At 31.7% G+C, this 13,075-nt stretch carries 10 protein-coding genes; 5 read left to right on the plus strand and 5 right to left on the minus strand.

Annotated elements, in window-relative coordinates; all coding sequences use genetic code 11:
• Positions 1–181 precede the first annotated feature (181 nt).
• From KA873_RS03185 to KA873_RS03195, 3 genes are all read left to right on the plus strand, one after another.
• Complete coding sequence (locus KA873_RS03185) at positions 182–943, plus strand: VOC family protein (protein WP_107504803.1); 762 nt, start codon at positions 182–184, stop codon at positions 941–943.
• Positions 944–1,308: 365 nt separating this feature from the next.
• Entirely contained in the window at positions 1,309–2,559 is a 1,251-nt protein-coding gene (locus KA873_RS03190) for a lipid II:glycine glycyltransferase FemX (protein WP_107385096.1), read from the plus strand.
• A gap of 168 nt (positions 2,560–2,727) precedes the next feature.
• Complete coding sequence (locus KA873_RS03195) at positions 2,728–5,898, plus strand: efflux RND transporter permease subunit (RefSeq protein WP_107504804.1); 3,171 nt, start codon at positions 2,728–2,730, stop codon at positions 5,896–5,898.
• 312 nt (positions 5,899–6,210) lie between these two features.
• Here KA873_RS03195 and mspA read toward each other — a convergent pair whose 3' ends face one another.
• Both mspA and KA873_RS03205 read right to left on the minus strand, forming a co-directional pair.
• Positions 6,211–6,528 (minus strand): membrane stabilizing protein MspA, encoded by a 318-nt coding sequence (gene mspA / locus KA873_RS03200; RefSeq protein ID WP_107386330.1) that lies wholly within the window; start codon positions 6,526–6,528, stop codon positions 6,211–6,213.
• Between the two features lie 63 nt (positions 6,529–6,591).
• Entirely contained in the window at positions 6,592–6,768 is a 177-nt protein-coding gene (locus KA873_RS03205; protein WP_019468077.1) for an SE1832 family protein, read from the minus strand.
• A 146-nt stretch (positions 6,769–6,914) separates the two neighbouring features.
• Here KA873_RS03205 and KA873_RS03210 point away from each other — a divergent pair, with 146 nt between their 5' ends.
• Positions 6,915–7,823: an AEC family transporter gene (locus KA873_RS03210; protein ID WP_107383911.1), complete on the plus strand. Its 909-nt coding sequence runs from the start codon at positions 6,915–6,917 to the stop codon at positions 7,821–7,823.
• Positions 7,824–7,940: 117 nt separating this feature from the next.
• On the opposite strand, the gene KA873_RS03215 is transcribed toward KA873_RS03210, so the two are convergent.
• The 3 genes from KA873_RS03215 to KA873_RS03225 all read right to left on the minus strand — a co-directional run bounded on the left by KA873_RS03215 (position 7,941) and on the right by KA873_RS03225 (position 10,734).
• The gene (locus KA873_RS03215) at positions 7,941–8,732 is read right to left on the minus strand and encodes a glucose 1-dehydrogenase (protein WP_107383910.1); all 792 of its coding nucleotides are present in this window, start codon (positions 8,730–8,732) and stop codon (positions 7,941–7,943) included.
• A gap of 84 nt (positions 8,733–8,816) precedes the next feature.
• On the minus strand, positions 8,817–9,674 hold the full coding sequence (locus KA873_RS03220) for a RhaT/GlcU family sugar-proton symporter (protein ID WP_019468635.1): 858 nt from the start codon (positions 9,672–9,674) through the stop codon (positions 8,817–8,819).
• Between the two features lie 190 nt (positions 9,675–9,864).
• Positions 9,865–10,734 (minus strand): GNAT family N-acetyltransferase, encoded by an 870-nt coding sequence (locus KA873_RS03225; protein ID WP_107521359.1) that lies wholly within the window; start codon positions 10,732–10,734, stop codon positions 9,865–9,867.
• A 122-nt stretch (positions 10,735–10,856) separates the two neighbouring features.
• Between KA873_RS03225 and KA873_RS03230 the strand changes: the two genes are divergently transcribed.
• Positions 10,857–12,995: a DNA topoisomerase III gene (locus KA873_RS03230; protein WP_107383908.1), complete on the plus strand. Its 2,139-nt coding sequence runs from the start codon at positions 10,857–10,859 to the stop codon at positions 12,993–12,995.
• Positions 12,996–13,075 lie beyond the last annotated feature (80 nt).

Here is a 13,075-nt window from a genome sequence, read left to right on the forward strand (position 1 = left end):
CAAGTTATATTTTAGCCTATTTGGACAGGGAAAGCAATACCTATTTATTAAGTGATGCTTTTGATATCTGAATAAAGATAAATTTATAATTGCAATTTAAATCATTATAATGGGTTATCAGAAGTAAACATGTATACAATTTGTTAAAATAAATGTAAAGGAAAATTAGGGGGATAAAGGTATGCAAGATTTAAAGTTAGATCATATCGTTCATTATGTACAACAATTAGATAATTTCAAATTCCCAGGTCATTTATTTACACTATATCAAGGTGGTAAACATGAGAAATTAGGCACATACAATCGTTTAGCCTACTTAAATAATGCTTACATTGAATTATTAGATATTTATAAACCAGAGAAATTGCAAAAAATTGTAAAAAGTGAAGAAGGTCGAGTGTCATTTCCTTCGAAAATTGTTCAAGATCATTATAAAGAAGGATTAAAAACAATAGCATTTCAAACGCAAGATATTACCAAATTAAAAGAAACGCTGGAAGCACAAAGTATAGATGTCATAGGTCCTGTTGAAATGCAACGAGAAAACACAAAAGGAGAAAAGACTACATGGCGCTTGTTATATATAGCTGATCCTGATTATAGGGTGAAGCCGCCATTTTTTATTCAATGGAATGAAAATATTGAAGCAAGAGAAGAAAAGTTAAAACCATTACGCCAAAATGCTTTTAGCATAAAAAGTATTGAAATTAATAGCACAGAAAGGGCACATACGGTTGAAAAATGGCAACAGTGGTTTGGAATGGAAATCGTGAACAACACAGAAACATTCACGACATTAAAATTGGGAAACGATGATATTGTATATCATATATATGATGGTGAATATTCGGGTTATAAAGCAGTCACTTTGAAAGATGATAATACAACTTCACCATATACATTAATCATTAGAGGGCTTAAGTACAAAGTTGAAGCAGATTAATAAATGTAAACATACATACTATGTGCAATAACAATGATGTGTATCAAAGAAATTATTAGTGTTAAAATAGTTAAGTAAGTTCCCCATTTATTGTTATTAGATAAAAGTAGTAAATAACCCGTTACTACAAATGTAAAAACAGCGAGAATAATTCTTAAACTTAAATATGAAACATTAAAAGTTGTATTAAATGTTTGGATTACAAAAATTAAATTTATTAAAAAAAGTAATGACAAGATAATGATACGCACAAAAACACCTCATTTCGTATATTATTATATCAAATAATGGGAAATGATGTGAAAGAATGTGTGAAGCAATGTATAATAACAAAGTATGTAATGGTAAAAGGAGATATCAGGTTTATGGAAAAGATGAATATAACGAACCAAGCGCATGATGCCTTTGTTAAAGCGCACCCTCAAGGTGACTTATTGCAATTAACAAAGTGGGCAGAAACAAAGAAATTGACTGGCTGGTACTCAAAGCGTATCGCAGTAGGTGAAGATGGTGAAATTTTAGGTGTGGCGCAGTTATTATTTAAAAAGGTTCCTAAATTACCTTATACGCTATGCTATATTTCAAGAGGTTTTGTAACGGATTATAGTAATAAATTAGCATTAGAAACATTGCTAGAATACGCAATTCAAATTGCAAAAGAAGAAAAAGCTTATACAATTAAAATCGATCCCGATGTTGAAGTAGATAAAGGTGCTGATGCACTAACACATTTAAGATCATTAGGGTTTAAACACAAAGGTTTTAAAGAAGGACTTTCGAAAGATTATATTCAACCAAGAATGACAATGATAACACCGATTGATAAAAACGATGATGCGTTAATTCAAAGTTTTGAAAGACGTAATCGTTCAAAAGTAAGGTTAGCATTAAAGCGTGGTACGAAAGTAGAACGTTCTGATAGAGAAGGTTTGAAAACATTTGCAGAGTTAATGAAAATCACTGGCGAAAGAGATGGCTTTTTAACTAGAGATATTAGCTATTTCCAAAACATATACGATGCTTTACATCCAGATGGAGATGCGGAATTATTTTTAGTGAAATTGGAACCTAAACCAGTCCTTAAAGATTTACGTCAAGACATCGCACAATTAGAAGCGGAAAAAGTAAAGCTGGCTGACAAAAAACAAGATAAAAAGACATTAAATAAAATAAACGATGCTGACAATAAAATGAAAAAAACACAAGAACTTATTAATGAAATGGAAGCGTTAGAAGCTAAGCACCCAGAGGGATTATATTTATCAGGTGCATTGCTAATGTTTGCTGGAAATAAATCCTACTATCTTTATGGTGCATCATCTAATGACTACCGAGACTTCTTGCCAAATCATCACATGCAATTTGCTATGATGCAATACGCTCGAGAACATGGCGCAAAAACATATGATTTTGGTGGTACAGATAATGATCCAGACAAGGAATCAGACCATTATGGATTATGGGCATTTAAGAAAGTATGGGGAACGTATTTAAGTGAAAAAATAGGTGAATTTGATTATGTGTTAAATAAACCATTATATCAAGTTATTGAAAATGTTAAGCCGAAGTTGACTAAGACTAAAATTAAGCTTTCACGTAAATTAAAACGTAAATAGTTTTGTTTGTAGTTTTGTAAAAAAGTAGACACGTTATAAAGTTTTAATATGCAACTTAAACTTTATAACGTGCATTTTTTATGAGTTTAGAAAATACATAGATATGATTATACAGAAAGAAAATAAATGCAATATCGAATTAAAATGTTATTTGAGAGGAGAAAAGATATGATAAAAAAACTATTGCAGTTTTCGCTAGGAAATAAATTTGCAATCTTTCTTATGGTATTGCTGGTCATTTTAGGCGGTGTTTATTCAAGTGCGAAAATGAAACTTGAATTATTACCTGATGTTGAACCTCCAGTGATTACTGTACAAACAACCATGCCAGGTGCTACACCAGAAACGGTAAAGGATGACATTAGTGATAAAATTGATGACCAAATAAGGTCAATGGCAAGTGTGAAAAATGTTAATGCACAATCTATTCAAAATGCTTCTATGGTTTCTGTTGAATATGAAAATGGCACAGATATGGATAAAGCTGAAAACGATTTAAAAAAAGAACTTGATAAAATAAAATTCGAAGAAGGCGTTGAAGAACCAGAGTTAACAAGGAATTCAATGAATGCTTTTCCAATTGTAGCTTATTCTTTTACTACAAATGATAATAATTTAAAAGATACAACCAAAAAAGTTAATAAGCAGTTACTACCTAAACTTCAAACAATCAATGGCGTACAAAATGCACAATTGAATGGACAGACATCGAGAGAAGTTTCAATTAAATTTGACCAAGAAAAATTGCAAGATAGAGGATTGACTGTAGATAGTGTGGAACAATTCTTAAAGGGTGCAACTAGTGAAACCCCATTAGGTTTATTTCAGTTTGGTAAAACTGAAAAGTCGGTAGTAATTGATGGCCAATTCACTTCAGTAAATGCATTGGAAAACCTTGAAATTCCATTATCAGCTTCAAGCATGAGTGCTCAAGGTGGCAACGAAGGAAGTGCAAATCAGAGTTCTGGTGCTCAAAGTTCATCACAAGGCGGTAACATGGCAACAGCAATGCCTAGTTCAGATGCTCAAGACGGAGAAAGTAGCATGCCTTCTGTTAAACTCAAAGACATTGCAAATATTTCAGTAGGTGATGAACGACAATCAATTTCTAAAACAAATGGCAAAGATGCAGTCAATGTACAAGTGACGAAAGCACAAGATGCTAACACTGTTAAAGTAGCGAAAGACACGAAAAAAGAAATTGATGAATTTACCAAAGATAATAAAGATATAAAAGCTACAAAAGTTATGGATACTGCGAAACCTATAGAAGACTCACTATATACAATGATTGAAAAAGCAGCACTCGGCACGATTGTTGCCATAATTGTTATATTATTATTTTTAAGAAATATTAGAACAACTGCAATTTCAGTCGTCTCAATACCGATGTCTATATTAATTGCAATGGTTGCATTGAAATTAACAGATGTATCATTAAATATATTAACACTTGGTGCACTAACAGTTGCAATAGGTAGAGTTATTGATGATTCAATTGTTGTAGTTGAAAATATTTATAGACGTTTATCAGATAAAAAAGAACCATTAAGTGGTAATAAGCTCATTATTAGTGCGACGAGTGAAGTATTTAAACCGATAATGTCGTCGACAATCGTTACCATTATAGTCTTTCTACCATTGGCATTTGTCAATGGATCAGTAGGTGAGATGTTTAGACCATTTGCATTAGCGATTGCGTTTAGTTTACTAGCTTCTTTACTTGTTTCGATTACCATCGTACCTTCTTTAAGTGCTACTTTTTTCAAAAAAGGTGTTAAACAACGTAAAGAAGAAACATTAGGTTTGGTAGGAAGAGGATATAAGCGTATACTGCGCTGGTCATTAGCGCACAAATGGATTGTAATGATTTTAAGTACGGTTATTTTAATCGCTAGTATTGGTTTAGGTGCAGCAAAATTAGGCACTAGCTTTATCTCAACTGGGGAAGATAAATTTATGGCATTAACTTATACACCTGAACCGGGTGAAACAGAAAAAGGGGTATTAGCACATGCTGAACAAGTACAAAAGTATTTGAACAATAAAGATAAAGTTAAAACAGTTCAGTATTCCGTTGGTGGATCAACTCCAACAGACCCTACAGGCAGTTCAAATAGCATGGCTATCATGGTTGAATATGATAGTAATACACCTAATTTTGATGAAGAACCTGATAAAGTTTTAAAACATATCAACAAATATCAGCATCCTGGAGATTGGGCAAATCAAGATATGGGCACAGGTGGAACAAATAATGAATTAGCAGTTACAATTACTGGACCATCTCTTGATGCAATAAAAGGAACTGTCAATAAAGTCGAAAAAGAAATGAAAAATATTCATGGTATAGCTAATGTTAAATCTGATTTATCTCAAACATACGAACAATATAATATCAAAGTAGATCAAAATAAAGCCTCTAGTTATGGTTTGTCTGCATCTCAATTAGCTATGACATTAAATCAGAATACACCTGAGCAAAGTGTCACAACCGTAAAGGAAAATGGTAAATCGATAGATGTGAAAATTAAAGAAGATAAAGAAACGGATTGGACAGAAGAAAAACTTGAAAACACTGAAATACAAACAGCTACTGGTCAAGCTATTGAATTAAGTGACATCGCAACATTAGAAAAAACAACGACGCCAAATAAAATAGAAACTAAAGCGGGAGACTATACGTCAAAAGTTTCTGGAAAAGTTACAAATGATGATGTTGGTGGGACTTCACAGAAAGTGTTATCGAAATTAAATACAATAGATAAACCTAATAACGTAGACGTCAACATGGGAGGCGCAAATGAAGATATAGGTAACGCAGTAACCCAATTATCTATGGCGATGTTAGCAGCAATTATAATAGTTTATTTAGTGCTTGTGTTAACATTTAAAGGCGCATTGGCACCTTTCACTATATTATTCTCATTACCATATACAGTTATAGGTGTTGTAGTTGCTTTAGTAGTAACTGGTGAGACAATTTCTGTACCGAGCATGATTGGTATGCTTATGTTAATTGGTATTGTTGTAACCAATGCAATAGTTTTAATTGACAGAGTGATAAATAAACAACAACAAGGTATGGAAATGCAAGCAGCATTGTTAGAAGCAGGTGGAACACGTATCAGACCAATTCTCATGACAGCATTAGCAACTATTGGAGCGTTGATGCCTATGTTATTTGGTGAAGATAGTTCTATCATTATTTCAAAAGGTATGGCAGCAACTGTAGTAGGGGGATTGATTTCTTCAACCTTATTAACTTTAATAGTCGTACCAGTAATATATGAAATATTATTTACTTTTAAGGCGAAAATCTTGAGAAAACGAAAATAGAATAAAATATAATGCGGACGTACGAGATTACCTACCTTTAAAGATTTCGTATGTCCGCACTTATATAATTAGGCGTTTGGAAATATAAATGATGTGAGTTTCTTTCTAAGTTGATTAAGTAATGATTACTGTGAGGTATGAAAGATAATATTTTTTGGAAAGTACAAGACCATGCCCTGTTCGAGGTAAGCGTGGAAAGCATTACGAAGTATAAATATATAAAATTAGCCCCGATAAGTTTCTTATAATTAGAAAGCTTTTCGGGGCTGATTTTATATATGTTACGTTATCGTATCTTTAAAATAATGTTTTTTAATATAAAACTAAAGTCAAAATAACATAAATTACAAATAAAATAACGCTCATAATGTTTAAAATTTGGACGGCTTTTTGATCATTTTTGCTGTTTTTGAAAGCTGTAATTTCTACATTACTTATGATAAGCAGTAGTACAATAAAGACCCACCAATTTATTGCAGGGAATGATAAAGTTGTAATAGCTACTACGAATAATAAAAGTAAAGACATAATAATACGTAAAATACGCGTTATAATGGTGTTCATTTTAAATATACTTATGTAACTTACGATTAAATATAACACTGGCAAAAATATAAGATACAGTTGCATTTATTACATCCTTTCTATGTTCGCCCTTAATCTTAGCATGTAAATTATTGATTTACTAGGATGTTATTTATTTTCTTTTTGTCTAATTTCTGAACGTACTTCTGACATTTCTTGCTCTATCTTTTCAAGTTGTTTAACTAAAGGGTCCACAGATTGATTGACTGATTCTCTTTTTTCGAGGTCGCCTTGTAATCTAACGTAATCATGTTTCAGTTCTGCTAATTTGTCATTTAAATCCATTCCATTACCACCTTTTTGTCTAATGTAAGCGTTTCGTATATAAATTAAATTATAACATGGATTCGAAAGCTTCTAAAATGGTTGCTACTTATGTTAAAGTATGAAAATAGAATGAAAACAGATGATTGGATGAAAGAAGGATTAATGTGACCCAACAATTTATCATTATTATTTTACTAATTGCACTAGGTTATACACTTAAACGCATAAATTACTTTAAAGCTAATGATAGTCAAGTTTTTTCAACACTCGTTTTAAACGTAACATTACCTTCTTTAGTGATTGTTAATTTAAATGGTGCAAGTTTAGATTTGTCACTATCAGTACTACCGATATTGATGATTTTGTATGGTGTTATCGCTAAGGTCATCGTAATTTGGTTTTTCTTAAAATATGATAATCATATCCGTGGTACAGTTGGAATGATGACTGCTTCGCTAAATATTGGTTTATTTGCTTATCCACTTGTAGAAGCGATTTGGCCTAAAACAGGAATGATATATTTTGGAATGGCAGATATTGGTGGCGCTGTGATTATGTTTGGTGTTACATACTTTGTTGGAAGTTATTTTAGCAGTGCTGGTGATAACTTTGACTTTAAGTATTTAGGCAAAAATTTACTAAAATCGGTTCCTTTAATGACATATATCATCATGTTTATTTTGAATATGCTTAATATTCATTTTCCAGAACCTGTAATTAAGTTTTTCTCAGTATTATCTGGTGCTAACATGCCATTATCAATGATCTTATTGGGCTTAATGCTCAACTTTAGTATCGATAAGCGTTTCTTACCTATCGCTTTGAAATATTTAGGTTTACATTATGGATTAGGTGTCATCGCAGGATTGTTGGTTTATTTCTTTTTACCTGTTGATAATAATATGATTAAAACAACATTGCAAGTTGCTTGGTTATTACCAGTAGGTGTTGCTATTATACCTTATTCAATTCAATTTAAGTATAAGACGTTGCCGCTTGTTGGTATGGTGAGCAACTTAACGATTTTAATCAGCATTATTATTTTATATATATATCAAGCATTATTTGTTTAATTGATTATTTGTAAGGCTTTAAATATAAAAAAGAGCTAATCCGTAACGGATTAGCTCTTTTATTTTGAGCAAAGATATTAATGGCTAAGTTCATTTTTTGAATGGAACGTGAGGAATTTATCCTTTACCTCCCATAAATGCTGGGTAATTAGTCATGCCACCATCAACATAAATAGTTGTTCCATGAATATAACTTGCTAAATCAGAGGCAAGAAATCTTGCTACGTTTGCTACTTCATCTGCTTCACCAATCTCTTTTGCTGGAATCATTTCTAATGTTTCTGCACGAGTTGTTGGATCTGAAAATTTTTCTTTTGTATGTTCAGTTACAATTGCCCCTGGTGAAATATTATTAATGCGGATGCCATATTGAGCATATTCCATAGACATTGTTTCCATCATTAATTTCAAACCGCCTTTACTTGCAGCGTAATTTACATAGTTAGGCCAAGGAATCTTGTCATGTACACTTGAGGTATTAAGAATAACACCCTTCTTATCTTCTTTAAGAAATTGATTAACTGCTGCTTTGGCACCTAAAAATGCGCCAGTTAAGTTAATATCAATTACTTTTTGCCATTCATCTAAAGGCATTTCATGTGTTGGTATTGCTTTTTCAAATCCAGCATTATTAATCATGATATCTAATGTACCAAAATGATTTACAGTAGTTTGGATGAGATGATCAATATCATTCTCTTTAGAGATATCTGCTTGAACTTTTATCGCTTTACCACCAGCGTTTTCAATTAATTTAATTGAGGATTCCATAGCGTCCATATGACGTTCGGATCTGTAATTTAATACAACATTCGCTTTTTCTTCACCAAATTGTTCTGCCATCGCTTTTCCAATACCACTACCAGCACCTGTAATAATAACTACTTTTCCTGCTAAATCTTCAAACATTTAAGATTCCTCCTAGTTATTCGGCATAAATTTAGTTTTTATAAAAGTTTATAAGTCGAATAAAATTTAATAATAATGCTTTATCTAAGCTTTAATGTTACCTAAAACAAAGGCAGCTATGACGATTAAAATGATACCCGTCCAAATGCCTATCATCTGACGTTTATCTTTTCGTTCACCTAAAAGGAATATACCGCCAAGTGTAGAAACAATTACTAATAATTGTGAAAATGAGAAGCTTGTCGCCACACCTACTTTGGGTTGAGAATAGAACATAAACAAGTTACCTATACCCCAAATGACACCTGGTATTAAGTTCCACACGGTACTTTTAATAGTAGTCTCATGTTTAGCAGATAATATTAATCCACCGATTGCCATACCAATAGATTGGAAGAATAGGGCATTCATGCCATCAACACCAAAAATTTGTGCAACCACAACATAGACGACATAACCAACAGTGGAAATTAACAAGATAGGAATTGCTTTACCAAAGTTTTTAGTACTTTCTGAAGCTTCATTTTTTCCTTTAATTGATGTAAGTGCAATACCTCCAACAAGTAAAATCATTGCAACTAGGCCAAGTATAACTTGCGTACCCGTGCTCCATTCACCTAGGAATATAGCACTAAATAAAGTAGTACCTACAAGTTGTAATCCTGTTGAAATTGGCATTGTTTTAGATACACCAATTAAACTGACTGATTTTAATTGATAACCTTGTCCCAATGCCCAAAAAGCACCAGATATTAAACCTACAATAATTACGATGGGGTCATCGAATTTTGTATTGCCAGTAAGTAATAATAAGATACCTATGATAAGTGCACCGAAAGTAGTCCCTCTAATTTGATTGTAAGGGCCACCACCAACTAGCACATTAATTAAAACAACACTCCCCCAAAATAACGCTGGGAGTAGGGCAATTAATAAATCCATAACTAAGCTTCACTCACTCTCTATTTAATTTTACTTTCCTTCTATAAAACAATCACTGAAGATTGCCCTAGATACTCATTTTAAAGTAAAGGCATCGAATAGTAAAAATATTAGATTACAGTTCAGCTTTTTAATTTTTAAAATAGTGTGTGTATATATTAAAAATGTAAAAATGTAGAACGCTTACAATTTAAATGTATGCCGCTACGTATTTGAATTTTTTATATTCATAATTAATGTTAAAACCTAATTCATTGAAACGCTCAACAAGCGTAGTATTTTTACTGCGTATTTTAAAATATATCTTATTAATATCAAATGTTGAAAAAGCAAAATGTAAAGAATATGAGAGTAAATCAAAAGCAATTCCCATTAACCTGTAATCAGAGTGAGAAGAAAAATATTTGATTTCAGCTACATTGTTATTTTCAGCGATTTCAAGATATAAATAGCCTTTTAATAACCCTTCAGACATGAATATAAATAGACGATGGTATTCATCTAATGATTTTACAATTTCGTCAGCAGTCATTACATCATGTTTGAATGTTTGATTGTGTAATTTACTAAAATAACGGTAATACGCAGGTTGGTATTCAATAATATTCTGTTCATTACCAACGTCGCCAATATCTTTCGTAGAAATGAGATAATAATCAGTAAAACTATAGGATGCACCTAAAGATTTCATAAATGGTAAATATGTTTGCTCATGTTCTTCAAATGAAAAATTAAAATTTGCAGTATCAGGTTTACTTTGCGCTAATGCATCGAAAAGTTGTGTCATCTCATCGATAGAAGGCTTGATGCTTTTGTCTATGAATGGTCCTAATACTTTATATTTATTGTCTTCGTATTTTAAAGCCAAAAGCAGCATTGTAATTTCATCTTGATTGTTCACTTGTGCAAATACACCTGGGTCTTGTATTGCATTGGTAATAACGGTCCTAATGTCATTATGCATTTGTGGCAATTTATACAAATAGGAAGCAGATTGATAGTTAGCTTTATTCAAAAATTCCAAGATTTGATCGACATCGTTCGGATTTGTTGTTTTCATATAATACCTCCATATGATGAACTATTAAGTTAATTATAAGAACTTTTTCATGTAAATGGAAGTTTTGATGTGCTATATACATGTTACAATAAGAATATCATTGAAATTGAAAGGACGAAATTATGAAATCACTCATTATTGCTGAAAAACCGTCTGTAGGCAGAGATATTGCGCAAGCATTAAATATAAATGATAAACGTAATGGCTACTTCGAAAATAATAAGTATATTGTCACTTGGGCACTGGGGCATTTAGTTACAAATGCTACACCAGAACAATACGATGATAACTATAAAGAATGGAAGCTTAACGATCTCCCTATTATACCTAAACGTATGAAGACCGTTGTCATAAGCAAAACTAAAAAACAATTTTCTATTGTACAATCATTAATTAATAATAAAAATACAAAAGACATTATTATCGCAACAGATGCTGGTAGAGAAGGGGAACTTGTTGCGCGTTTAATTTTAGATAAATCTCATAATAAGAAACCTATCAAAAGATTGTGGATTAGCTCAGTAACTAAAAAGGCAATTAAGGATGGTTTTGCAAAATTACAAGATGGTCGCAAATTTAATAATTTATATTATGCAGCGCTTGCTCGTAGTGAAGCAGATTGGATTGTTGGTATCAATGCAACTCGTGCATTAACAACAAAATACGATGCGCAATTGTCACTTGGTAGGGTTCAAACGCCGACGATACAACTTGTTCAAATGAGACAAAATGAAATTAATCACTTTATACCGCAAACTTATTTTAAGATGAATATCGTTGCCGAAGGCCTCACATTCCAATGTATGACGCCGGAGTCTAGTAATGATAAATCAGTTTTTGAAAAGATAAAAAGTGAAGTTATTGATAAAGAAGGTTTGGTTGAAAGTATTAATAAAAAACATAAAAAATCATATGCACCTAAATTGTTTAATTTAACAGATTTACAACAAGAAGCCTATAAACGCTATCACTTTGGTCCAAAAGAAACATTGAATGTTTTACAGACATTATACGAAAGACACAAACTTGTAACTTACCCACGTACAGATTCTAACTATTTAACTGACGATATGGTAAGTACACTTAAAGATAGAATTCAAGCGATCATGGGAACATCATTGAAAGAAATTGCAAAATCTCAAATAGCACAATCATTTTCAACAAATGAAAAATTTATAAACAATCAAAAAGTATCTGATCATCATGCAATTATACCGACAGAAGTACGTCCTGATATGAATCAGCTCTCACAACGTGAAACAAAAATTTATCTGATGATTGCTCAAAGATTTTTAGAAAATCTTATGCCACCACATGAATACGAAGCTGTATCAATCAATATCGCAGCAGGGAATTATAAATTTGAATTTAAAGATAAAGTTACTAAAAAGTTAGGATTTAAAGCGATTTATGAAACTGAAGCAGCAGTCAACAAACAAATAGATAAAATAACCAAATCATCTAAATTGCACATAACACATCCTAAAATCGAACAACATGAAACAACACCACCATCATATTTTAATGAAGGTACTTTATTAAAAGCGATGGAAAGCCCTCAAAAATTCTTTAAATTAAATAATAAAAAATATAACGAAACATTGAAAGAAACAGGTGGGATTGGAACTGTTGCTACTAGAGCAGATATCATAGAAAAGTTATTTAACATGAATGCAATTGAATCTCGTGATGGTAAGATAAGAGTTACATCTAAAGGAAAGCAAATACTAGAACTTGCACCACAAAAATTAACATCACCATTATTAACTGCTGAGTGGGAAGAAAAACTATCATTAATAGAGCAAGGTAAATATAATGCCACTCAATTTATTTCTGAAATGAAATCTTTCACACATGAAGTCGTTAATGAAATCAAAGAAAGTGAACAAAATTATAAACACGATAATTTAACAACGACGGAATGTCCTACATGCGGCAAATTTATGATTAAAGTTAAAACTAAAAATGGTCAAATGCTCGTTTGTCAGGATCCTAAATGTAAAACTAAAAAGAATATTCAAAGAAAAACCAATGCACGTTGTCCAAATTGTCACAAAAAAATGATGTTGTTTGGAAAAGGCAAAGAAGCAGTTTATCGTTGTGTATGTGGCCATACTGAAACACAAGCACAAATGGATAAACGTCACAAAAACAAAAAATCAGATAAAGTTAACAAAAAAGATTTGAAAAAATATATGAATAACGATGATGGATTAGAGAACAATCCATTCCAAGATGCACTAAAAGGATTAAAATTTTAAATTAATCGAACGAAAAGTATAAATTTTAACAAGAAGTTCGTGTTTGCTATTGTAAAATAATGTAATTGGTATTAGAATGT

It is taken from the genome of Staphylococcus sp. GDY8P45P, assembly GCF_017892745.1.
GTDB classification, from domain to species: Bacteria; Bacillota; Bacilli; order Staphylococcales; family Staphylococcaceae; genus Staphylococcus; species Staphylococcus cohnii.

Excerpts from the sequence above, each read along its gene's own strand:
- KA873_RS03185 (WP_107504803.1), top strand. The coding sequence starts at position 182 with ATGCAAGATTTAAAGTTAGATCATATCGTTCATTATGTACAACAATTA.
- KA873_RS03190 (WP_107385096.1), top strand. The coding sequence starts at position 1,309 with ATGGAAAAGATGAATATAACGAACCAAGCGCATGATGCCTTTGTTAAA.
- KA873_RS03195 (WP_107504804.1), top strand. The coding sequence starts at position 2,728 with ATGATAAAAAAACTATTGCAGTTTTCGCTAGGAAATAAATTTGCAATC.
- mspA (WP_107386330.1), bottom strand. The coding sequence starts at position 6,528 with ATGCAACTGTATCTTATATTTTTGCCAGTGTTATATTTAATCGTAAGT.
- KA873_RS03205 (WP_019468077.1), bottom strand. The coding sequence starts at position 6,768 with ATGGATTTAAATGACAAATTAGCAGAACTGAAACATGATTACGTTAGA.
- KA873_RS03215 (WP_107383910.1), bottom strand. The coding sequence starts at position 8,732 with ATGTTTGAAGATTTAGCAGGAAAAGTAGTTATTATTACAGGTGCTGGT.
- KA873_RS03220 (WP_019468635.1), bottom strand. The coding sequence starts at position 9,674 with ATGGATTTATTAATTGCCCTACTCCCAGCGTTATTTTGGGGGAGTGTT.
- KA873_RS03225 (WP_107521359.1), bottom strand. The coding sequence starts at position 10,734 with ATGAAAACAACAAATCCGAACGATGTCGATCAAATCTTGGAATTTTTG.
- KA873_RS03230 (WP_107383908.1), top strand. The coding sequence starts at position 10,857 with ATGAAATCACTCATTATTGCTGAAAAACCGTCTGTAGGCAGAGATATT.